Source organism: Amycolatopsis sulphurea, from assembly GCF_002564045.1.
In the GTDB taxonomy this organism is placed as follows: Bacteria; Actinomycetota; Actinomycetes; order Mycobacteriales; family Pseudonocardiaceae; genus Amycolatopsis; species Amycolatopsis sulphurea.
The window spans coordinates 560,499-582,686 of sequence record NZ_PDJK01000001.1; the positions used below are offsets into that span (position 1 = coordinate 560,499).

A 22,188-nucleotide genomic window follows, 5' to 3' on the forward strand; every position below is an offset into this window, starting at 1 on the left:
CTCGTGATCTCGGGGGATCTCAGGGATCTCAGGGGATCTCAGAACAGTCCGGTGGTCGGCGGGTCCTCGCCGGTGAGGTGGAACGCCCCGGCCACCGCGGCCTTCCACTGCCGCGGGTTGTGGTTGGCGACGGTCCGCGCGTTGCGCCAGTGCCGGTCGAAGCCGAGATCGCGGTCGGTCGCCGAGCCGCCGCCGACGTCGAACAGCAGCTCCGCGGCGCGGAACGCCGCCTCGATCGCGATCACGCCGGTCTGCGCCACGGTCACCGCGGCTTCCGCGGCCACGGCCCGGTCGCCGTCCCGCGCGGACTCCAGTACCTCCGCCGCGACCAGCACCGCGGACCGCGCCGCCTGGGCGTGTGCCCCGATCCGGCCCACGGTCTCGCGCACGTACGGGTCGTCGACGCTGTGCGTCGCCGTGCTGTGCTTGATCGGCCGTGCTTTGGCCCGGACGAACCGCACGGCGTCGTCGAGCGCCGCAGCCGCGATCCCCGCCTCGACCGCCGCGAGGTACAGCTGGGCGAACGACCCGCGCCACGGAGTGGCCGGCTGCGTGTCCGGCGGGGTCAGCTCGTCGGGGCGCACCCGCACGTCGACCAGCCGCGTGGTCCCGCTGGCGGTGAGACGCTGGCCGACCGCGTCGAAGTCGTCGAGCCGGTGCACGCCTTCGCGGTCGAACGGCACGGTGAAGCCGACCACGGTCCCGTCCTCGCCGGTGGCCGAGGTGCTGAACCACGTCGCGTACAGGCCACCGGTCGAGTAGAACTTCTCGCCGTTGACCACGTATCCGTCCCCGTCGCGGCGGATGGCCGCGTGCACCGAGCCGCTGGCGCCGCCGGTGCGTTCGTTGCCGCTGCCCGCGAATAGGTCGCCTTCGCGCAGCCGCCGCAGCATCCGCTCGCGGTGCGGGAAATCCGGCCGGCGCACCCGTTCGGCGATCAGGAACGTCGGCCGTAACGCCTGTGCCACATTGGAATCCGCGCGCGCGAGCGCCACGATCAGCTCGGTGACCTCACGCAGCGAGCCGCCCGCACCACCGTCGGCGACCGCGATCCCGAGCAGCCCGATCCGCTGCCCGGCCAGGTCGCGGACGTCGTCGAACGCGTAGGTGCGGGTCCGCTCCCGCTCGGCCGCACCCGCGGCGAGCCGGGTGAGCACCGGCGCGATGGCCTCCCGGATCCCGGCCACGGAGTAGCCGGCGGAGATCAGCTCGGCGGTCATGCGCGCACCAGCCCGAAGCCCGCGCGCAGGGTCCCGGCGTCCGGCCGTGGCCCGGCCCAGTCCCGCAGCAGTGCCGCTGTGGCGTCCGCGCCGCCTTCCGGGACCAGCTCCACGCCGTCCAGCCGGTGTTCCGCGATCCAGGCACGGGGGTCGGTCCCGGGGGTGATCCGGCCCAGCAGCGCCACTTCCGTGCGAGCGCGGCCCACGTGGTGCAGTGCCTCGGTCACCCTGGCGTCCGCGCCTTCGGCCTCGTCGGCCACCAGCACGTCCGCGGATGCCACCACCGCTTCCGGCGTCAGGGCGCCGAGATCCGCTGCCACCAGCGGCCGTCCCTGCACCGACGAAGGCCCGTCGAGCGGCCCGGCGACCCGGTAGAACGCGCCCTCGTGGCCGATCGGCTCGACCAGCGCGGTATCCACCACCAGTGCGTTCTCGCGGTCGCCGATCAACGCTTGGCGCGGGAACGACTCCCACAGCCGAGTCAGCACGCCGGCGTACTCGATCCACCGCTGTACCGGGTGGGTGGCGGTCGGGTCGGGCACCGCGGTGGCACTGACCTCGTCACCGTCCCCGGCGAGCAGCACGATCCCCGCCCGGCCGCCGGTGGCGCGGTCGAGCGACAGGATCCGGCGCGCGACGTTGTACGGCGCGTTACCGGTCGTCGGGACTTCCGCGAGATACCCGATCCCGGGGTGCCGCCCGGCGAGGTAGGACGCGACGACGGTCGGGTCGAGCGCACCGGTGTCGGCGAGCCGGATCGCGGTGACGCCGGACTCTGCCGCCAGACCCGCCAGCGCGACCGCCTCGGCCAGGGAGACCCCGTCCGCGGTGCCGACCCGCAGCGAGAGCAGAACGTGCGTGCTCAACGGATGCGGAGGGCTGTGAAGGGCCCCTTCACGGACCCTGAGTCCGTGAAGGGCCCCTTCACGGACCCGAAACCGGTCGGGCAGCCGGGCCGCCACCGTCGCGCGGGCCTGGGGGATCCGGGCGAGCTGGGGGGAGGGGACGGGCAGGCCGAGGTGCTCGCGCAGCGTGGTACCCGCGTAGTCGGTGCGGAACAGGCCGCGCCGCTGCAGCTCCGGCACCACCTGGTCGGCGAAGTCGTCGAACCCGGACGGCAGGACATCGGGCATCACGTTGAACCCGTCGGCCGCGTCCGCGCGGAACCAGGTCTCGATGTCGTCGGCGATCTGCTCCGGCGTGCCGGTCACGATCCGGTGCCCGCCGCCGCCGGAAAGGCGCTTGAGCAGCGCGCCGAGCGTCGGGTTCTCGCCGTCGATGATGTGCTTGACCAGGCGGTAGAACGTCTGCGACCCGCCGGCTTCGTCCGGTGGCACCAGCAGTTCGCGCGGGATCGGCTCGTCGTCGCGCAGGCCGTCGAGGGAGATCCCCAGCTGCCCGGCGAGCCGGCTCCGGCCGTAGGCATCGGGCAGGAGGTCGTCGAGAAGTTCCCGGCGCGCCTTGGCCTCCGCCTCGGTGCTTCCGACCACAGTGGACAGTCCGGGAAGGACTACTACGGCGTCGGGGTCCCGGCCGTGGCGGAAGGCTCCGGCGCGGATCCCGATGCGGAACGCCCGCGCGTGCTCGATGTCCTGGTCGGCGGAGAAGACCACCTCGGCGACCTTCGAGGCCAGCTCCCGCCCGTCGCTTGAGCCACCCGCCTGCACGATCACGGGCCGCCCCTGCGGCGAGGCGTGACGCGTGCGCGCCGCCCACGCCTGCACCACCTGCCCGGTGAACGCCGCTGCTCGCCGGTACCGGGAGCTGTGCTCGGGTTCCCCGGCGCGCCCGAAGTTGCGCGCCGCCGCGGACCCGGCGGTGGTCACGACGTTCCAGCCGAACCGTCCGCCGGAGAGGTGGTCGAGATCGCCGAGCCGCCGGGCCAGCTCGTCCGCGTCGTTGTAGGTCGAGGATAGCGTGCCGATGAGGCCGATCCGCTCGGTCTGCGCGGCGATCCGCGCCAGGACGGTGGTGGGCTCCAGGTTGTTGCCGGTGCGGTGTTCGGCGTTGGGGTCCAGCGAGGGGCCGTCGGCGAGGAACACGGCGTCGAGCCGGGCCTGCTCCGCCTTCTTCGCGATGTCCGTGTAGTGCTCGATCCGGTACGCGGCGGTCGGATCCGTGCCGGGGAAGCGCCACGACCCGCCGAACACGCCGGCGTTGAGGATGTTGACGTTGAGGTGCAGCTGGCGGGGCATGAGACTCCTCAGGGTGCGGGGGCGAGGATCGCCCCGGGAACAGCGGCCAGGAGGCTGCGGGTGTAGTCGTGGCCGGGGGAGCGCAGGATCCGCCCGGCGGGACCGGTCTCGACCACGGCGCCGTCCTTCATCACCGTGACGTCGTGGGCGATCAGCCGGACCACGCCGAGGTCGTGGGTGACGAACACGTAGCTCAGCCCGAACTCGGCCTGCAGATCGACGAGCAGCTGCAGGATCTGGGCCTGCGCCACGACATCCAGCGCGCTCACGGCCTCGTCGAGCACCAGTACCCGAGGGCTCGGCGCGAGGGCACGGGCGATCGCGACCCGCTGCCGCTGCCCGCCGGAGAGCTGTCCCGGCAGCCGGTCGAGGTGGCTCTCGTCGAGCGCGACCGCGTGCAGCAGCTCCACGACCCGCTTCCGCTCGTCGCGGGCCAATCCGAAGGCGCGCAACGGTTCGGCGATCAGCCGCCGCACGGTGAAACGCGGGTCGAGCGAGGTGAACGGGTTCTGGAACACGAACTGCAGCTCACGTCGCGCCTCGCGCAGCTCGCGGCGGCGCAGCCCGGTCAGCACCCGGTCGCCGAGGTGGGCGGTGCCCCGGTCCGCCGTGGTGAACGCGGCGAGGATGCCCGCGAGTGTCGACTTGCCCGCTCCGGACTCGCCGACGATCGCGTGCGTGGTGCCCTCCCGGACCACCAAGTCCACGTCGTCGAGCGCCCGCAGCTCCCGCCGTGCGCTGCGGAGCCGGTAGGTCTTCGCCAGCCCTTCGGCGCGCATCGCGGCCGGTGCCGCTACAGGATCAGGACGCGGCCCGGACGAGGGCTCCAGCCGTTCGCTGTGCCGGGCCGGCGCGGCGTCGAGCAGCTGCCGCGTGTACTCGTGTGCCGGGTGCTCCCGCAGCCGGGCGACGGGGCCGTCCTCGACGATCCGGCCGCCCTGCATCACCACGATCCGGTCCGCCCGGTCGAGTGCGATTCCCAGGTCGTGCGTGACGAGCAGGATGCCGATGCCCAGCTCCGTACGCAGCCGGGCGAGGTGGTCCAGGATGACCTTCTGCACCGTCACGTCGAGTGCCGACGTCGGCTCGTCCGCGACGATCAGCTGTGGCTTCCCGGCCAGCGCGATCGCGATCAGCGCCCGCTGCTTCATCCCGCCGGACAGCTCGTGCGGGTACTGCCCGGCCGCGCGCTCGGCGTCGGCGAGCCCGGCGTGGCGCAGGCTTTCCAGCGCCGCTTCGCGGTGCCGCTGCGCGGACTGCCTGCCCGGTGCGTTGAACCGCACCGCCTCCACGACCTGCCTGCCGATCTTCTTCGCCGGGTTGAGCGAGGTGTTCGGGTCCTGCGGCACGAACCCGACGTAGTTCCCGCGCACCAGCGCCATCCGGCGGTCGTCCCACCCGGTGACGTCGACGCCGGTGTAGGCGATCGATCCGGCCCGCACCCGCGCGCTGTCCGGCAGCAGGCCGAGCGCGCTCTGCACGACGGTCGTCTTGCCGGATCCGGACTCGCCGACCAGCGCGACGAATTCGCCGGGCTCGACGTGCAGCGTGGCCTCGCGCACCGCGGTGGCCCGGCCGCGGCGCGCGGCCGGGTAGTCCACGGTGAGGCCGCTGATCCGCAGCAGTGGCTCGTCGTGTTCCGCCGCGCCGGCCGCGGCCGCTTCGGCTGAGGTGAGGGTCATCGGCCGTGGTCCTTCCTGAACGAGGTGCTGATGCGGTGCGCGGCGAGCACGACCGCCGCGAGCGCGGCGCCCGGCAGTAGCGAGATCCACGGGTGCACGGCCACGTAGTCCCGGCCCTCCGCCACGAGCAGACCCCACTCGGGCGTCGGCGGCGGTGCGCCGTAGCCGAGGAAACCGAGCCCGGCCACGGCGAGGATCGCGCTGCCGATCTCCAGCGCGGCGAGTGCCAGCACCGGGCTGACCGCGTTCGGCACGATGTGGCGCAGCACCACACCCCACCGCCGCACGCCGAGGCCGTAGGCCGCGCGGACGTAGTCGCGGCCGGACACCGCGAGCACTTCCGCACGCATCACCCGCGCGAACGAGGCGATCGACGAGATCCCGACCGCGAGCGCGATGTTGTTCGTCGAGTAGCCGAGCACCGACACCAGGACCATGGCCAGCAGCAGGTTCGGGATCGCGAGGAACACGTCGGCCACGCGCATGATGACGGTGTCCGCCCAGCCCCCGGTGAATCCGGCGGCCAGCCCGATCAGCGAGCCGAAGCCGAACCCGGTCAGCACGGCGAACAGCGTGGCGGTGAGCGTGGTGCCCGCGCCGTAGACGCTGCGGGCGAACAGGTCCCGGCCGAGCCGGTCCGTGCCGAACCAGTGCGCGGCGCCCGGTGCGGCGAACCCCTCATCGGGGTTGCCGACAACCGGGCTGTAGGCGGTGAACAGCGCGGGGAACAGCGCCCAGCCGATCGCGATCAGCACGATCACCCACGCCAGCACCAGGCTTGGCGTGCGCGCAAAGCCGGCTAGGCGGGCGAGGACGGCCGGGTGGCGCGCCCCGGGCAGGGCCGCGACGGTCATGCGATGCTCCTCTCCGCCGCCACGGCCGTGGTCCGGCCGGTGGTGAGCGCGGCCCGCAGCCGCGGATCCAGCAGCGGGTAGGCGAGGTCGACAACGAGGTTGAGCACGGCGAACGACGCGGCGACGAACACGACGATCCCTTGCACCAGCGGCAAATCCAGGGTGCTGATCGCGTTCTGCGTCATGCGGCCCAGCCCCTTGCGTGCGAACACCGTCTCCGTGATCACCGAACCGGCGACGAGGTTGCCGAACGTGACCCCCGCGATGGTGAGCGCGGGCAGGCTCGCGTTGCGGAACACCTCCCCGGTGAGGATGCGGCCGCGCGTGGCGCCCTTGGCCCGGCCCGTGGTGACATACCCCGCCCGGAACTCGGTCGCGAACGACCGCACCAGCAGTTGCGCGATCGGCCCGGCGACCGGGACGGCCAGCGTGACCAGCGGCAGCACCAGGCTCTGCCACCCGGCGTCGCCGAACGGCGGGAGCCAGCCGAGCCGGAAGGAGAACACCTGCAGCAGCAGGATTCCCGACAGGAACACCGGGATCGACACCGCCGCGGTCGGCAGCGACTCCACCAGGGTGCGCAGCCACCGCCGCCGCGCCGACGTAGCCACCACGGCGACGCCGAACGCGATCAGCACGGCAAGGACGAGCGCCCCGGCGGCGAGCAGCAGAGTGTAGGGCAGCACGTCGGCGATCGACGCGCTCACCGACCGTCCGGATTGGACGGACGTACCGAAGTCGCCGCGCAGCGCGTGCCCGAGCCGGTCGAGATACTGCACCACCACGGGCTCGCCGAACCCGTAGCCGTCGGCCACCTGTGCGCGGACCTCGGGCGGCACCGAGTTGAGCTCGGCCGGGTCGAAGAGCAGGTCCACCGGGTTGGCGGGCAGCACGAACAGCAGGATGAAGGTGAGGGTGAACGCCGCCCACACGACGAACACCGCGCGGCCGAGCTTGAGCAGGACGTAGCGCAGCACCGGCCCTACTTCCCGTCGCTCTTCCACGCGTCCACGAAGTGGTTGCGCGACTGGGCGTCGAAGAGGATGCCGTGCACGTACGGCGCCTGCGCGATCACCTGTGACGGGTTGTAGACCGGGTTGACCAGTGCGTACTTGTCCACGACGAGGTCCTGCGCGGCTTTGGTGTACTGCGCCCGCTGCGCCGGGTCGAGCGTGGTCTCCAGCTTGCCCAGCGTCTGGGTGACCTCGTTCAGGTCGACGCCGGGGGACGCCTGCGACAGGTACGAGGTGTTGCCGCTCGCAGGGCTGAACTGAAGTTTGAGCACGGCGGGGTCGTTGCGCGAGCGGTTGGCGGCGGTGATGTTCCAGCTGTCCTTCGCCTTGGCCTGCTGGGCCGCGTAGTCGGGAATGGGGACCACGGTCAGCTGCAGGTCGATGCCGATCGCGCGCAGGTCCTGCTGGACGGATTCGTAGGCGGGCTTGTTCGCCACGAGGTTGTTGATGCCGAGCAGCTTGACCGTCAGCTTCCGGCCGTCCCGGACCCGGATGCCGTCGGGACCGGGCACCCAGCCTGCCTGGTCGAGCAGCCGCTTCGCCTGGTCCGGGTCGTACTTCAGCGCCGAGCCGCTGTAGTCGGCGTAGCCGGGCACCGAGGGTTCGAGGATGGACTTGGCGATCGAGTACGACGGGGTGAGCACGGTCTTCTCGATCGTCTGCCGGTTCCAGCCGAGCTGGATCGCCTTGCGCACCGCGAGATCGTCGGTGGGGAAGAGCGAGGAATTGAAGGCGAAGTGGATCGCGGTACCGGAAACGCCCCGGTGGATGATCTGGAAACCCTGATCCGCCAACGGCTTCTCGTCGGTCGTGCTGACGTCGAGCGTGGCGTCGATCGCGCCCGAGGCCAGCGATCCCGTGCGGACGCTCGCCTCGGGGACGGTGTTGAACACGACCTTGTCGAGGTAGGCTTCACCGTCGTGGTGCAGCGCGGGCGGCGCCCAGTGATAACCCTGGCGCCGGGCCAGCACGGTCTTCACCTGGGGCTCCCACGATTCGTACACGAACGGCCCGGTGCCGATGATCTTCTTCGGGTCGGTCCGCTGCTGTGCGCTCAGCTTCAGCGTCGACAGGGAGAGAAACCCCGGCTGCGCGTTCGCCGTGAACGACGATGCCTGCAGGAAACTGGCGCTGGGCTTGGCAAAGCGCACTGTCACGGTGTGCTCGTCGACGACCTTCGTCTCCTGGTACCCGGCCAGCAGCGGCGCCCCGTTGGGCAGGATGCCGAGCGCCGGGTCGCCGTGCACGTACTGGTCGAAGTTGGCTTTCACGGCCTGGGCGTCGAACGGCGTGCCGTCGCTGAAGGTCACATCGGGACGCAGGTGGAAGGTGAACTCGGTGAGATCCTTGGTGTACTCCCACGACTGCGCGAGCCACGGTGTGATCGCCCCGGTCGCGGGGTCCTGCCAGGTGAGCTTGTCGGTGATGTTGTTGCCGATGAGGGATTCCGCGTAGTTCGTGCCCCACTGCGGATCGGGGCTGCGCTGGTAGTCGATGAGCGCGAACCGGAGCGTGCCACCGCGCACGGGCGTGCTCGCGCCGGCCTCGGCATCGGCACCTCCACCGCGCACCAGCGCGACCACGACGGCGGCGATCAGGACGGCCACCAGGCCGGCGGCCACCCAGGGCCATTTTCTCCGTGGGGGCACGGAATTCTCGACAACACTGCGAAGATCGGACATGTCTGCTCTCGCGTTCGGGGTCGGCGGCGTCCCCGTTGCCCCGGGCGGGCAACGGGCACGTCGAAGCAGCGGCCCGCGCCTCGCCTGTGCGGGCACGGATCCGGGGGAAAGGGGTTCGCTCAGCGGCGACAGAACGCGCAGATCCCGCGCGGCGCCTGCCGCCGCATCCGGATCGAAGAGGACCTGCTCACGAATCGGACTATAGGTCGGGTCCGGGGCAGGTCCAAGGAATCCCGGACGCCGGGACGACCGCCTTTTTGTGCCCTGCGTGCTCGAATCCGCCCGCTGCCCGCTGCCCGCTGCCCGCCGACGGCACAAGTCCGTGAAGGGGCCCTTCACGGACTCTGAGTCCGTGAAGGGCCCCTTCACAGCATGCGGGAGCGGCCGGACAGACCGAGGGCCGCCATGTCCGGAACTCGGCTCAGGGCACCGGGTCTCAGCCGGCCGTCGCCAGGGTGAGTCCTTTTGGGGAGCGGCCGGACGGACCGAGGGCCGCCATGCCCGGAACTCGGCTCAGGGCACCGGGTCTCAGCCGGCCGTCGCCAGGGTGACTCCTTCGTGACGAAGGACCTCGGACGGCCGCCGGACCGCCGGTACTTCGATGGCTTCGACGATCACTCCGTACCTGTCGAGCGTGTCGAGATAGACGAAATCGCCGTCGCCGCCGAGGCCGTAGCCGAATCCCTTTTGCAGCACGGTGATTCCGGCATCGCGGGCGGCTGCGGGCGGATGCGGCGGTGTCCTGGGCCGGCTTCACGCGCACTCCGACGTGGTGTGGTCCGTATCCGCGTTCGCTGATCCAGTCGTGACAAATGCTGGGGCCTTCGAGTGGCTGGATGAATTCGATCTGTGGAGCACTGCCGGCCAAAGCGAGCCGCATCGAATACGTGCCGGGCTGTCCGCGATAGCGCCGGACCGGTTTCGAGTCTGTGAAGGGGTCCTTCACGGACCTCCACAGTCGGCGCTGGGCACCTCACACCGACTTTGCCGACACCCTGTGCCGTGCGCCTGCGCGAGAGCGGCCTCGAACCGAACCGAGCCGAACGGAAGCCGAGAACGACCAGTATCGCCGATCGGTGGGAATATTCCCGTGGTCAACGGGACTGAACCGATTGAGTAACCGGTCGAGATGGCTGAGTTCACACTGGCGTTCGCACGTGCGTTCACCAGGATGGTGAGATGCAGGGTCCCGGCCGTCGCGCCGGGCGACGAGGAGGTTTTCGTGGCTGACGATGAACGCGCCATCGGGGTGCTGAAGGAGGCCGTCCCGGGGGAGACCCGGGTAGCCGCGACACCTGCGACGGTGGCCCAGCTGCTCAAGCTGGGTTACCGGGTGGTGGTCGAACCCGGCGCCGGTGTGGCGGCGAGTTTTTCCGACGAGGCGTATGCCGAAGCGGGCGCGTCGATCGGGGACGCGACCGGAGCGGATCTCGTGTTCGGGGTCAACGCGCCGACGGCTGCGCAGCTGGACGCGATGGCGCCGGGCGCGACCGTGATCAGTCTGCTGAGCCCGGCGCTGAACAAGGATCTGGTCGCGGACCTGGCGCGCCGGCCGATCACCGCGCTGGCGATGGACGCGGTGCCGCGGATCTCGCGGGCGCAGTCGCTGGACGTGCTCTCCTCGATGGCCAACATCGCCGGGTACCGGGCGGTCGTCGAGGCCGCGCACGCCTTCGGCCGGTTCTTCACCGGGCAGGTGACCGCCGCCGGGAAGGTGCCGCCGGCGAAGGTGCTGGTCGTGGGCGCGGGCGTGGCCGGGCTCGCGGCGATCGGCGCGGCCGGCTCGCTGGGTGCGGTGGTGCGCGCGACCGATCCCCGCCCGGAGGTGGCCGACCAGATCAAGTCCCTGGGCGGGGAGTACCTGTCGATCGAGGCGGCGGACGTCGCGGTGTCCTCGACCGGCTACGCCAAGGAGATGAGCGACGACTACAAGGCGCGCGAGGCCCGGCTGTACGCCGACCAGTGCCGCGAGACCGACATCATCATCACGACCGCGCTGATCCCCGGCCGCCCGGCGCCGCGGATCATCACCGCCGAGATGGTCGCCTCGATGCGGCCGGGCAGCGTGATCGTCGACATGGCCGCGGCGAACGGCGGCAACGTCGCGGGTTCGGTGGCCGGGCAGGTGGTCACGACCGGTAACGGCGTGACGATCATCGGCTACACCGACCTCGCCGGACGGCTGCCGGCCCAGGCGTCGCAGCTCTACGGTACGAACCTGGTCAATCTCATGAAGCTGGTGACACCGGAGAAGAACGGCGCTCCGGTGTTCGATCTCGAAGACGTCGTCATCCGGTCGATGACGGTCGTGCGCGACGGGGAACTGCTGTGGCCGCCACCGCCGGCGCAGGTTTCGGCGGCCCCGAAGGCAGCCGAGCCGGCCGCGGCAGCCGAGCCGGAGCCGAAGAAGACGTTGCCTGCCGCGGCCCGGATCGGGCTGATCGGGGTGGCGGGAGCACTGCTGTTCCTGCTGGTCGCCGCTTCACCCGCGGCGTTGCAGGGGCACCTGACGGTGTTCGCGCTGGCCGTGGTGATCGGGTTCTACGTGATCGGGCACGTGCACCACGCGCTGCACACGCCGTTGATGTCGGTGACGAACGCGATTTCGGGCATCATCGTGGTCGGTGCCCTGGTGCAAGTGGGCCACGGCGACCCGGTGGTGACCTGGCTGTCGGCCGCGGCGATCCTGCTCGCGGCGATCAACGTCTTCGGCGGATTCGCTGTCACGCGGCGAATGCTGGCCATGTTCTCCCGCAGCTGAACCCGCCTGAACAGGAAGTTCGAGACTGATCATGAATCTTGCATCGATCACCCAGGCGGCCTACCTCGTGGCTGCCCTGTTGTTCATCCTGGCGCTGGCCCGCCTGTCGCGCCACGAAACAGCCAAGACCGGCAACGGTTTCGGCATCGCCGGGATGGTCGTCGCCCTCGCCGCGACCATCGCGCTCGCCGTGGACCGGGAAATCTCCGCGCTCGGCGTCGTGCTCATGGTGGTCGCTCTGGTGCTGGGCGCCGCCGTCGGCCTGCAGCGCGCCCGCGCGGTGCAGATGACCGGCATGCCCGAACTGATCGCGCTGCTGCACTCGTTCGTGGGTATGGCCGCCGTGCTCGTCGGCTGGAACGGTTATCAGCAGGTGGAAGCCGACCTCGGTGGTGCCGAAGCGCAATCGCTGGCGGCGGCCGGGCTCGGCGGAATCCACTCGGCGGAAGTCTTCATCGGCGTGTTCATCGGCGCGGTGACGTTCACCGGCTCGATCGTGGCGTTCCTCAAGCTGTCCGCCCGGATCAAGTCCTCGCCGCTGATGCTGCCCGGCAAGAACTTCCTCAACCTCGGCGCGCTGGTGCTGTTCGTGGCACTGACCGTGTGGTTCGTCGCCGCCCCGCAGCTGTGGCTGCTGATCGCGGTGACCGCGCTCGCGCTGGTGCTCGGCTGGCATCTGGTGGCCTCGATCGGCGGCGGTGACATGCCGGTCGTCGTCTCGATGCTCAACAGCTACTCGGGCTGGGCGGCCGCGGCGAGCGGGTTCCTGCTGGAGAACAACCTGCTCATCGTCACCGGCGCGCTCGTCGGGTCCTCGGGTGCGTACCTGTCCTACATCATGTGCAAGGCCATGAACCGCTCGTTCCTCTCGGTCATCGCGGGCGGTTTCGGCATCGAGGCCGGTCCGGCCGGCGATGTCGACTACGGAGAGCACCGCGAGGTGACCGTCGACGGCGTCGCCGAGCTGCTCGCGGACGCGAGCAGCGTGATCATCACACCGGGTTACGGAATGGCGGTGGCGCAGGCACAGCACGGCGTCGCCGAGCTGACCCGCCGGCTGCGCGAGCGCGGCGTCGAGGTGCGCTTCGGCATCCACCCGGTCGCCGGTCGGCTGCCCGGGCACATGAACGTCCTGCTCGCCGAGGCCAGGGTGCCTTACGACATCGTCCTGGAGATGGACGAGATCAACGACGACTTCACCGAAACCGACGTCGTGCTCGTCATCGGCGCGAACGACACGGTCAACCCCGCCGCGGCGGAGGACCCGGGCTCGCCGATCGCGGGCATGCCGGTGCTCACGGTGTGGGACGCCAAGAACGTGGTCGTGTTCAAGCGTTCGATGTCGTCGGGGTACGCGGGGGTGCAGAACCCGTTGTTCTTCCGCGAGAACTCGGCGATGTTGTTCGGCGACGCGAAGGAGCGTGTCGACGAACTGGTCGGCCAGTTGCCGTCTCGTACGCCGAGCGTGGGAGCGGCCGCCGGATCCTGAGCGGCGCCGAACTCGGTGGGTAGTTGCCCGCGGGGGTGATGCTGGAAGGCGGGTGTCGGCTGTACCGGAGGCGGTGACCCGGCAAAGTTGGCCGAGGGCCCGTCGTCAGCAAGGAGAGCCGTGGCTACCGGACCGGTTTCGGGTCTGTGAAGGGTCCCCTGACGGACTCAGAGGCTGTGAAGGGACCCTTCACGGACCTCCACGGTCTGCGCAGGGCCCTCCACACCAGACTTTGCCGACACCCTGGTACTGGAGGCGGTGAGGGAGCGGAGTTTCCGCTCCTTCACCGCCTCTGTGTTTTTCGGCGGCAGGGAGCCCCGTCGAGAAGGTGATCTTCTGCGGTGATGCTCGCGAAGTCTTGTTTTGTGTGCGTGGACCAACGCTCTCCGAGTGTGGTCAGGGGGATTCTGGCCGGGGACGGCATAGTGAGCCGTCCTGAACTCGTGGAGAGGCCCGCCGAGCGTCCCTCCCCGTGTTTCCGCCGCGACAATTCTGCGGTGCCCCGCCTCGTCATCGCCTGGCCGGACGGGGGTCGAGCAGAATCCACATGCTGGACACCCTTGTCGTATGCGACTTCGCATGCGAAGGTTGGCGCAGGTCAGGATAACCGACAAGACCACTCAGGGTCCGGGTCCGCTTGCCGAGGAGTGCGCAGATGACCACATACTCCATGAACCGCCGCGGGTTCCTCCGGGTCGCGGGGATCTCCGCCGGCGCCGCGGCCGCGCTGGCCGCCTGCGGGACGCCGGGGTCGAGCGGCTCGGGCGGTGCCGGGGGCACCACGATCACGATGTTCCACTGGGCCGGCGCGCAGGGCACGGTGCCCGTGCAGGTCGGCGACGCCTACGCGAAGGCCAAGGGCGTCACGGTCAAGTATATCGAGGGCACCAACGCCGACGTCTTCCCCAAACTGGTGTCCTCGGTGCAGATCAACCGGTCGAACCCGTTGCTGAACCTCGGGTTCTTCAACGCGCAGAGCTTCGCGCAGGGCAACTCCAAGGATCTCTGGCTGCCGGTGCCGGACTCGGTGTCCGCGGTGTCCGGAGTGCTGCCGAAGTACCAGATTCCCGACCGCAACGGTGCCTATCTCGTCATGGACGCGATGGGACTGGTCTACAACAAGAAGGCGTTCCCGACCCCGCCGACGTCCTGGATGGACCTGTTCGCCGCGGCCAGCAAGGGCAAGGTGACCACTTGGGACGCTCCCGCGTTCAGTGTCAATGCGCTACCGGTCATCGCGAAGCTCAACGGTGGCAGTGAGACCAACCTGCAGCCGGGCATCGACGTCTTCGCCAAAGCCGCGAAGGCCAAGCAGTTCCGTGGGTTCATCTCGTCGGTCGACCAGTTGCGGCAGCAGCTCAACTCCGGTGAGGTCGTGATCGCGCCCGGGTTCCAGGGGGTGGCCGAGCCGTGGATCCAGGCGGGCGACCCGATCGGCTTCGCCGTGCCCAAGGAGGGGGCGATGGCCTTCCCCGAGGGCTTCCAGATCGTCAAGGGCTCCAGCGACGCGCAGGTCACGGCGTCGGCCGAGCTGATGAACGAGTTGTTCACCCCGGCCAGCGTCGCCGCCTACTGCAATGCGACCGGCACGCTGCCGCTGGTGCGCGGCGCCACCATGGACGCCCGCTACGCGAACCGCCCGAGTTTCCAGCTCAGCACCGTCGAGCAGGCCATCCAGGTGGACTGGGCCGCGCTGGTCACGAGCATCACCGCCGCCACCCAGGCCTGGAACGACCAGGTCAAGGCGAATATCTGATGTCCGCGGCGGTCACCGGGTTCGGGGCCAGCTCGGTCGAGGTGCGCGGGCTGGTCCGCCGGTTCGGCCCGGCCACCGTGCTCGACGGCGTGGACGTCACGATCCCGGCCAGCAGCTTCTTCTGCCTGCTCGGCCCCTCGGGCTGCGGCAAGACCACGCTCCTGCGCATCATCGCCGGGCTGGACCGGCCGGACGCGGGCACGCTCAGCGTCGGCGGCACCGACCACACCACCACGCCCGCGCATCGTCGCCCCACCAATCTCGTCTTCCAGAGCGGGGCGCTGTTCCCGCACATGAGCGTGGCCGACAACATCGCGTTCGGCTTGCGTACTCAGGGAAAGCGCCCCGCCAAGGCGGAGGTGCGCCGCCGGGTGGGGGAGATGCTGGAGCTGGTCGCGATGGAGGGCTACGCCGATCGCGCGCCGGCCACCCTGTCGGGCGGGCAGCGGCAACGTGTCGCGATCGCCCGGTCGCTGGTGCGCAAGCCGGACGTGCTGCTGCTCGACGAGCCACTGTCCGCATTGGACTTGAGCCTGCAGCTGCGGATGCGGCGCGAGCTGCGCGCGTGGCAGCAGGAGACCGGCACGACTTTCCTGTGTGTCACCCATAATCAGGCCGAGGCGATGGAACTCGCGGACCGGATCGCGGTGCTGAACCACGGCGGGATCGAGCAGATCGGCACCGGCCGCGAGCTGTACGAGCGGCCCGCGAGCCGGTTCGTGGCGAGCTTCATCGGCGAGAACAACGTCTTCGACGGCCCGGATTTCACGGAGGTCGACGGGATCTCGCTGCGGGACGTGAGCGGCGGCGGGCTGACCGCGGTGGCGATCCGGCCGGAGTCGGTGCGGCTCGTCGCGCCGGACGACGCCGACGCCCGCGGGACCGCCGTCGTGCGCACCGCCTCGTTCACCGGCAAGGCGCAGCGAGTTGGGGTGACCACCTCGACCGGGCGTGAGCTGCTCGCGGAAGTGCCCCCGCTGCCCGAGTACGGCGCGGGAGACAAGGTGGGCGTGGCCTTCGCCTACGGTGACCTGCAGCGGATCGGCGCGGCGAGTACGGCGGTGGCGGCGTGAACACGCGGCGCCGGCGGCTCGGGTTGCTGCTGATCGCTCCCGGTTCCGCGTATCTGCTGCTGGCGTTCGTGTCGATCGTCGCGTTGCTCGTTTCCTACAGCCTCCGCACCACACAGACCGCCACGTTGTTCAGCACCTTCGACGCCGGCACGTGGTCGAGCGCTCTGTCCGACAGTTATCTGTGGTCCACAGTGGGCACGACGCTGCGGGTCGGGCTGATCGTCTGCGTGCTGTGCGTGGTGATCGCCTATCCGCTGGCGTGGTCGTTGCGCGCGATGGGCCGCGGCTGGCGGGTGGCCGCGATGATGTTCGTGATCTTTTCGCCGATCCTGGTCAGCGTGGTGGTCCGCAGCTACGGCTGGGCGATGCTGCTGCGCACCGGCGGGCCGCTGGGCGGGGTGCTGGACAGCTGGCTCTATCACGAGCCGGGTGTGATCCTCGCGCTCGTGCACGTCGAGCTGCCGTTCGCGTTCTTCCCGATCCTGGCCGCAGTCCGCGCGGTTCCCGCGGAACTCGGCGAGGCCGCCGCCGACCTCGGAGCCGGTGCGGCACAACGGTTCCGCGAGGTCCTGCTGCCGCCGACGGTGCCGGGCCTGCTGGCCGGCGCCCAGCTGACCTTCACGCTGACGATCAGCGCGTTCGCCACCCCGGCGCTGCTCGGCGGCGGCCGGGTCAGCGTGCTGGCGGAGAGCATCTACACCGACATCCAGCAGCTGCTCTGGCCGCGCGCGGCGGTGCAGGCGGTCGTGCTGCTGGTGCTGACGCTGCTCGTGCTCGCCGCGTTCGGCCTGCTGGGCAGGCTGGTGGCGGGCCGGGTGGGGACGAGGAGCGCGACATGAGCGTGTGGCTGCGCAGGATCTTCCTGTTCGTCGTCGCGGTGTTCATCCTCGCGCCGCTGGTCGTGGTGCTGGTCGCGTCGGTCAGCACGGACGAGGTGCTGAGCGGCCTGCCGTCCGGGTTCACGATGCACTGGCTGGCCGAGGCGCTGAGCTACCCGCAGTTCCAGGTGGGCTTCCAGTACTCGGTGCAGGTCGCGGCGATCGCGACGGCCTGTTCGGTCGTGCTCGGCACGGCGGCAGCGTATGCCCTTTACCGGCTTGAGGTGCCGGGCACGCGGCTGCTGCGCACGTTGTTCATCGCGCCGCTGTCGATGCCGCGTGTGGTCTCGGGGTTCTGCTTCTTCGTGCTGTTCGCGTCGCTCGTCCCGGCGGCGTACGGGACGGTCGGCGGGGTCGCGTTCGCGCACGTGCTGATCCTGCTGCCGTTCGTGGTGTCGCTCGTCGGTGCGGGGCTCGCGACGCTCGACTCGTCCTTGGAGGAGGCGGCGCGCGATCTTGGCGCATCCGCGTTCACCGCCTTCCGGCGGGTGACGCTGCCGCAGATCCGCGCCTCGCTGCTGATCGCCACCGTGTTCGCGTTCCTGACCTCGTTCGACGAGGTGGACCTGTCGGTGTTCCTGATGCCGGCCGACACCACCACGCTGCCGGTCGCGATTTTCCTGCGGCTGCAGCAGAACCAGGACCCGACCACCTCGGCGGTGTCCAGCCTGATGATCGTCGGCTCGCTGCTGCTGACCGGGCTCGTGGCCCTCGCGGGCCGCAAGGCCGGGCTCTTCGCGGCACCGGGCAGCACGGCGGCGAACCAACCGGAGCGCAAGGAGGAGCAGCCCGCATGACGAGTTCCCGCTACCGCCTCGGGGTCGACGTCGGGGGTACGTTCACCGACATCGTCCTGGTGGATGCCGCGACCGGCGAGCTCGTCGCCGACAAGGTGCCTTCCGACGCCGAGCAGCCCGCCCGCGCCGTGCTGGCCGGGGTGCGCGGGGTCCTGGAGCACGCGCGGGTCGCGCCGGAGCAGGTCGAGTACTTCTCCCACGGCCAGACTTTCGCGCTCAACACGGTGCTCCAGCGGTCCGGCGCCCGCGTCGGCCTGCTGGTCACCGCCGGGTTCCCGGATCTGCTGAGCATCGGCAGGCTGCGGCTGGACGACCCGATCGACCTGTTCACCACCGAGCGCCGTCCGCTGGTCGCCGAGACGGACGTCCGCGAGATCGGCGAGCGGGTCACGGCCGGTGGGCAGGTCGTGCGGGAGCCGGATCCGGCGGAGATCCGGCGCGCGGTGCGTGCGCTGGTGGCGGACGGGGTCGAGGCGCTCGCGGTCTGTTTCCTGCACTCCCACCGGTTCCCGGCGCACGAGCGGATCGCCGCGCGGGTGATCGCCGAGGAGTTCCCGGAGCTGCCGGTCGCGTGTTCGGCGGCGATGTGGCCGGAGGAGAAGGAATACGAGCGCACGACCGTCGCGGTGCTTGCCGCGCACGTCGGCCGCGCGCTGGGCGGCTATCTCGGGGTGCTCGCGGAGTCGTTGCGGGAGCTGGGCTTGCGTTGCCCGTTGCACATCACGAAGTCGAACGGCGGGGTCTCCTCGATCGACCGGGCGCCGGAGGAGATGCTGCTCGCCGCGGTCGAGACGCTGCTGTCGGGACCGGCGTCCGGCGTGGCCGGCACGGTGCGGCTCGCGACGGCGGCCGGAGTGTCGCGGCTGATCACCATGGACATGGGCGGTACGAGCGTCGATTGCGCCATTGTGGACGGTGCGGTGCCGTACTCGACGGAGAGCCTCATCGGGGAGTTCCCGCTGATCCTGCCGTCCGTCGAAGTCTCGTCCATCGGCGCGGGCGGCGGCTCGATCATCCGCGTCGACCGCTCCGGCGTGCTCAAGGTCGGCCCGCGCAGCGCGGGTGCGCACCCGGGCCCGGCGTGTTACGGCCGTGGCGGCTCGGAGCCGACGCTGACCGACGCCTACCTGGTGTGCGGCTATCTCGACCCGGCCGACTTCGCGGCAGGCACCGTGGACCTGGACGCCGACGCCGCCCGTACCGCGATGCGGCCCATCGCCGAAGCGCTCGGCATGACTGTGGAAGAGGCCGCCGAAGCGGCGGTTTCCGTTGCCACGGCGATGATGCACGCTCAGCTGGTCCCGTTGTGCGCGCAGCACGGCATCGACCCGTCGGAGCTGGTGATGGTCGCCTACGGCGGTGCCGGACCGGTGCAGGCCGCGCTGCTCGCCCGCGCGTTGAACATGCCCGAGGTGCTCGTCCCGGCGTCGCCGGGCACGTTGTGCGCCTACGGGGCGCTGGCCACGGACATGCGCGTCGATCTGGTCGCCCCGGCGTCCGGCGCGGTGACCGACGCGGTGCTGGCGCAGACCTGGGCGGAGCTGACCGCGAAAGCGCGCGCCTGGTACGAGGCGCAGGACCACTCGCTGCACCCGGACGTCGAGATCACACGCTGGGCCGACGTTCAGCTCGACGGGCAGTCCTTCACGCTCCCCATCACTCTTGACGCCGACACACCGTCCACTGTGGACGCCCTGACCGAGGCTTTCGCCGCCGAGTACCGCCGCGCGTACGCCGTGGACCTCGGCGACGCCGGGATCGACGTGCGCAGCCTGCGCGTCACCCTCGCCGCCTCGCCGACGCTGCCGCAGGCCGAATGGCGCGCGGGCGCCGAGGCCGAAGCCGTTCCGCACCTGCTGGTGGAGAACGGGCAGCTGGTGAAGGGACAGGTGCATCGGCGCCCGGGGCTGGCCGTGGGCGCCGAGCTGATCGGCCCGGCCGTCGTCTCCGCTCCGGATACCACCGTCTACGTCCCGTCCGGGTTCGCCGCGCGCGTCGACCGTTTCGGCAATCTGCGGATCCGCACCGAAGGGAGCGCCCGTGCGTAGCTCGCCCGTCCGGCTCGAAGTCCTGCACCACCGGTTCTCGGCGGTCGTGGAGGAGATGGCGGAGAACATCCGCCGCACGAGCTTCTCCACGTTCGTCAAGCAGACCGCCGACTTCGGCACCTGCCTGGTGACGCCCGGGGGCGAGGTGTTCGCCGCGCCCCGGCGGATTTCCGGCAACACGATGATCGGCGCGCCCGCGCGGGTCGCGATCGAGGCGCTGGGGGAGTACCGGCCCGGCGACGTCGGCATCAGCAACGACCCCGACGCGACCGGCGGCCTCGTCACGCACCTGCCCGACATCTGGACCTGGTGCCCGCTCTACGCCGGCGGCGAGATCGTCGCGTTCGCGCTGAGCTTCGTGCACTCGTCCGACATCGGCGGCGCGGTGCCGTCCTCGATCGACTGGGGCCTGACCGACCAGCATCAGGAAGGCCTGCTCATCCCGCCGCTGCGGCTGATCGAGGACGGCCGCCGCAACGACGCCGTGTTCGCGATGATCGCCCGCAACTCCCGGGTGCCCAGGGAGAACGTGGGCGACATCGAAGCGCAGGTCGCCGGGCTGCGCACCGCGCAGCGGCGGCTGGCCGAGATCGACGAGACCTTCGGCGCGCAGGCGGTCAAGGACGCGATCGCGGACCTGCTGGAGGTGTCCGAGCGCCGCGCCGGGGACATGCTGGACGCGCTCGCCGACGGCAGCTACGAGTTCGTCGACTATCTCGAAGGCCAGACCCGCGACGGCGCCGTCCACGTGCCGCCGACGCGGCTGCGCCTGGAGTTGACGGTGTCCGGGCGCACGGCGCACCTGTCGTTCGAGGGCACCTCACCGCAGGTGGCCGAGGCGATCAATCTGCACACCGGCGGCGAGCCGGGGCACTACATGCTCGCCTTCGCGCTGGTGAACTGGTTCTACTCGCAGGACAAGACCGTGCCGTACAACTCCGGTCTCGTCCGTCCGCTGACGGCGACGCTGCCGGAGGGCTCGGTCGTCAATCCGCATCCGGGCGCGACCTGCGGGGTCCGGGCGGCGGTGTTCTTCCGCATCATGGACTGCGTGCTCGGCTGCCTCGCGCAGGCCGGGCCGGCCGAGGCGATGTCCGCGGGCGCGGGACAGGTCGCGATCGCGGCCATCTCCTATCGCGACGCCACGACCGGGCGGCGGCGGGTGTCGGTGGGGCAGCCGCTGACCGGCGGGTCCGGTGGCCGGCCGGGGCTTCCGGGGCTGCGCGGCACGAGCTACATGGGTGGCTGGCTGCGCAACGTGCCGAACGAGGTTCTCGAATCCGAGGTGCCGGTGCTGGTCGAGCAGTACCACTATCGCCGGGGTTCGGGCGGCGCCGGGGAGTTCACCGGTGGCGACGGGCTGGTCGTCGAGCTGCGCAGCCTGGACGACGACGTGACCTTCGCCGTGCGAGGCCTGGAGCGGCTGGTGAACCAGCCATGGGGTGTGCACGGTGGCGAGCCCGGACAGTCCGGGAAGGCCACGCTCAATCCGGGTACGCCGGGAGAGCGCGACCTCGGCCGGGTGGGCACGGTGACGTTGTCACGCAACGATGTTCTGCGTATCGAGACCCCCGGTGGCGGCGGCCTCGGCAAGCCCGGCGACGGTCCCCTCTTCCGCTTCGGCGCGGCACGCGACGCCTACGACGAGCGCTGGTCCGCCGCGAGCCAGCGGGCGCTGATCGACGCCGTGCTCGACGGTGTCCCGGAAGCCCGCCAGGCGGCGGCTTATCGCGCGTTGTACCTCGAAGCGGAGGCCCAGGCCGGTGAAGGTGCCGTGAGCCGGGAACTGATCGACGACGTCCTCGCCGCGGCGGGGCTGGGGGTGGCCGGATGAACGGGCTGCGGTTCGGGCTGATGACCCACGAGGCGGCGCAGTGGAACGAGCTTTCCGCGCGCTGGCAAGGGTTCGAGGCCACGGGCTGGGACGCGCTGTGGGCGGGTGACCACCTGTGGAGCGGCCCGGATGGAGCGAAGCCGCGCTTCGACGCGTGGCTGCTCGCGGGCGGGATCGCCGCTGCCACAACGACTTCGACCGTCGGGACGCTCGTGAGCGCGGCCGGGATGCGGAATCCCGCCGTGCTCGCGAAACAGGCCGTGACGCTCGATCATCTGTCCGGCGGCCGCGCGGTCGTCGGGATCGGTGCGGGTGGCAACCCCAAGGACCTGGCTGCCGCGGGCCTGGATCCGTGGCCCGTCGAGGAGCGCGGAGAACGGCTCGGGCAGTACTGCGCCGTGCTGCGCGCGGTGCTCGACGGTGGCGAGGTCGACGTCGGCGGCGAGTACTACCGGTCGAAGATGACCTCCGCGCCCGGCCCGGCAGGGGAGCGGATTCCGCTGCTCATCGCCGCACACCGGCCGGCCACGATCGCTGTCGCCGCACGGTATGCCGACGTGTGGAGCACATACGGCACGCTGTTCAGTCAGCTCGCGCGCGGCATTTCGCTCACCCCGGACGAAAGCCTCGCCGTGACGGCGCGTCGCTCGAAGCAGCTCGACGCTGAATGCGAGCGCATCGGCCGTGATCCCGCGCTGATCCGCCGCTCGTTCATGCTCGCGTTCACCCAGGACACGCCGTGGGTGTCGGTCGCGCAGTTCCGCGAGACCATCGGCCGCTACGCCGGGATCGGCATCACCGAGTTCATGTTCCCCTTCCCGCTGCAGGGAAAGCACAACCCGGACGTGTTCGCCGAGGTCGTCGAGTCCGTGCTCCCGCTGCTGCAGAAGGGAGAACGGCCGTGAC

The 22,188-nt window shown here is 70.8% G+C and carries 16 protein-coding genes and 1 pseudogene; 9 read left to right on the forward strand and 8 right to left on the reverse strand.

Translation table 11 applies throughout. From position 1 onward, the window contains the following. Positions 1-38 precede the first annotated feature (38 nt). The 8 genes and pseudogenes from ATK36_RS02645 to ATK36_RS34545 form a co-directional block, all read right to left on the reverse strand. Complete coding sequence (locus ATK36_RS02645; RefSeq protein WP_098509657.1) at positions 39-1,220, reverse strand: acyl-CoA dehydrogenase family protein; 1,182 nt, start codon at positions 1,218-1,220, stop codon at positions 39-41. Further along, complete coding sequence (locus tag ATK36_RS33190; RefSeq protein ID WP_245914225.1) at positions 1,217-3,415, reverse strand: LLM class flavin-dependent oxidoreductase; 2,199 nt, start codon at positions 3,413-3,415, stop codon at positions 1,217-1,219. The genes ATK36_RS02645 and ATK36_RS33190 overlap by 4 nt, the downstream gene beginning before the upstream one ends. Before the next feature lie 8 nt (positions 3,416-3,423). Further along, positions 3,424-5,097 (reverse strand): dipeptide ABC transporter ATP-binding protein, encoded by a 1,674-nt coding sequence (locus ATK36_RS02660; RefSeq protein ID WP_098509658.1) that lies wholly within the window; start codon positions 5,095-5,097, stop codon positions 3,424-3,426. Continuing rightward, entirely contained in the window at positions 5,094-5,951 is an 858-nt protein-coding gene (locus tag ATK36_RS02665; RefSeq protein WP_098509659.1) for an ABC transporter permease, read from the reverse strand. Before ATK36_RS02665 ends, ATK36_RS02660 begins: the two co-directional genes overlap by 4 nt. Beyond that, complete coding sequence (locus tag ATK36_RS02670; RefSeq protein WP_098509660.1) at positions 5,948-6,928, reverse strand: ABC transporter permease; 981 nt, start codon at positions 6,926-6,928, stop codon at positions 5,948-5,950. The genes ATK36_RS02665 and ATK36_RS02670 overlap by 4 nt, the downstream gene beginning before the upstream one ends. 5 nt (positions 6,929-6,933) lie before the next feature. Beyond that, positions 6,934-8,586, reverse strand: a complete 1,653-nt coding sequence (locus ATK36_RS02675) for an ABC transporter substrate-binding protein (protein ID WP_245914227.1) — start codon at positions 8,584-8,586, stop codon at positions 6,934-6,936. Positions 8,587-9,174: 588 nt separating this feature from the next. Further along, positions 9,175-9,342: a hypothetical protein gene (locus ATK36_RS33195; protein WP_245914228.1), complete on the reverse strand. Its 168-nt coding sequence runs from the start codon at positions 9,340-9,342 to the stop codon at positions 9,175-9,177. Positions 9,343-9,382: 40 nt separating this feature from the next. Beyond that, a pseudogene (locus ATK36_RS34545) lies at positions 9,383-9,592 on the reverse strand (VOC family protein); the annotation flags it as partial. A gap of 276 nt (positions 9,593-9,868) precedes the next feature. Here ATK36_RS34545 and ATK36_RS02685 point away from each other — a divergent pair. The 9 genes from ATK36_RS02685 (at position 9,869) to ATK36_RS02725 (ending at position 22,187) form a co-directional block, all read left to right on the forward strand. Further along, positions 9,869-11,407 (forward strand): Re/Si-specific NAD(P)(+) transhydrogenase subunit alpha, encoded by a 1,539-nt coding sequence (locus tag ATK36_RS02685; protein WP_245914230.1) that lies wholly within the window; start codon positions 9,869-9,871, stop codon positions 11,405-11,407. Between the two features lie 31 nt (positions 11,408-11,438). Further along, positions 11,439-12,896, forward strand: coding sequence for a Re/Si-specific NAD(P)(+) transhydrogenase subunit beta (pntB, locus tag ATK36_RS02690; RefSeq protein WP_098509663.1), 1,458 nt, complete (start codon positions 11,439-11,441; stop codon positions 12,894-12,896). 655 nt (positions 12,897-13,551) lie between these two features. Next, positions 13,552-14,652: an ABC transporter substrate-binding protein gene (locus tag ATK36_RS02695; protein ID WP_098509664.1), complete on the forward strand. Its 1,101-nt coding sequence runs from the start codon at positions 13,552-13,554 to the stop codon at positions 14,650-14,652. After that, positions 14,652-15,725, forward strand: a complete 1,074-nt coding sequence (locus ATK36_RS02700; protein ID WP_098509665.1) for an ABC transporter ATP-binding protein — start codon at positions 14,652-14,654, stop codon at positions 15,723-15,725. The genes ATK36_RS02695 and ATK36_RS02700 overlap by 1 nt, the downstream gene beginning before the upstream one ends. Continuing rightward, a complete protein-coding gene (locus ATK36_RS02705) occupies positions 15,722-16,564 on the forward strand; it encodes an ABC transporter permease (RefSeq protein ID WP_098509666.1) in 843 nt (280 codons plus the stop codon). The genes ATK36_RS02700 and ATK36_RS02705 overlap by 4 nt, the downstream gene beginning before the upstream one ends. Next, positions 16,561-17,400 carry an ABC transporter permease gene (locus ATK36_RS02710; RefSeq protein WP_098509667.1) on the forward strand — a complete coding sequence of 280 codons (840 nt, stop codon included), beginning with the start codon at positions 16,561-16,563 and terminating at the stop codon, positions 17,398-17,400. The genes ATK36_RS02705 and ATK36_RS02710 overlap by 4 nt, the downstream gene beginning before the upstream one ends. Beyond that, a complete protein-coding gene (locus ATK36_RS02715) occupies positions 17,397-19,448 on the forward strand; it encodes a hydantoinase/oxoprolinase family protein (RefSeq protein WP_098509668.1) in 2,052 nt (683 codons plus the stop codon). Before ATK36_RS02710 ends, ATK36_RS02715 begins: the two co-directional genes overlap by 4 nt. Beyond that, on the forward strand, positions 19,441-21,282 hold the full coding sequence (locus ATK36_RS02720; RefSeq protein ID WP_170069560.1) for a hydantoinase B/oxoprolinase family protein: 1,842 nt from the start codon (positions 19,441-19,443) through the stop codon (positions 21,280-21,282). Before ATK36_RS02715 ends, ATK36_RS02720 begins: the two co-directional genes overlap by 8 nt. Next, on the forward strand, positions 21,279-22,187 hold the full coding sequence (locus ATK36_RS02725; protein ID WP_098509670.1) for an LLM class flavin-dependent oxidoreductase: 909 nt from the start codon (positions 21,279-21,281) through the stop codon (positions 22,185-22,187). Before ATK36_RS02720 ends, ATK36_RS02725 begins: the two co-directional genes overlap by 4 nt. Position 22,188 lies beyond the last annotated feature (1 nt).

Excerpts from the sequence above, each read along its gene's own strand:
- pntB (WP_098509663.1), top strand. The coding sequence starts at position 11,439 with ATGAATCTTGCATCGATCACCCAGGCGGCCTACCTCGTGGCTGCCCTG.
- ATK36_RS02665 (WP_098509659.1), bottom strand. The coding sequence starts at position 5,951 with ATGACCGTCGCGGCCCTGCCCGGGGCGCGCCACCCGGCCGTCCTCGCC.
- ATK36_RS02715 (WP_098509668.1), top strand. The coding sequence starts at position 17,397 with ATGACGAGTTCCCGCTACCGCCTCGGGGTCGACGTCGGGGGTACGTTC.
- ATK36_RS02645 (WP_098509657.1), bottom strand. The coding sequence starts at position 1,220 with ATGACCGCCGAGCTGATCTCCGCCGGCTACTCCGTGGCCGGGATCCGG.
- ATK36_RS02695 (WP_098509664.1), top strand. The coding sequence starts at position 13,552 with ATGACCACATACTCCATGAACCGCCGCGGGTTCCTCCGGGTCGCGGGG.
- ATK36_RS02700 (WP_098509665.1), top strand. The coding sequence starts at position 14,652 with ATGTCCGCGGCGGTCACCGGGTTCGGGGCCAGCTCGGTCGAGGTGCGC.
- ATK36_RS02725 (WP_098509670.1), top strand. The coding sequence starts at position 21,279 with ATGAACGGGCTGCGGTTCGGGCTGATGACCCACGAGGCGGCGCAGTGG.
- ATK36_RS33190 (WP_245914225.1), bottom strand. The coding sequence starts at position 3,415 with ATGCCCCGCCAGCTGCACCTCAACGTCAACATCCTCAACGCCGGCGTG.
- ATK36_RS02710 (WP_098509667.1), top strand. The coding sequence starts at position 16,561 with ATGAGCGTGTGGCTGCGCAGGATCTTCCTGTTCGTCGTCGCGGTGTTC.
- ATK36_RS02660 (WP_098509658.1), bottom strand. The coding sequence starts at position 5,097 with ATGACCCTCACCTCAGCCGAAGCGGCCGCGGCCGGCGCGGCGGAACAC.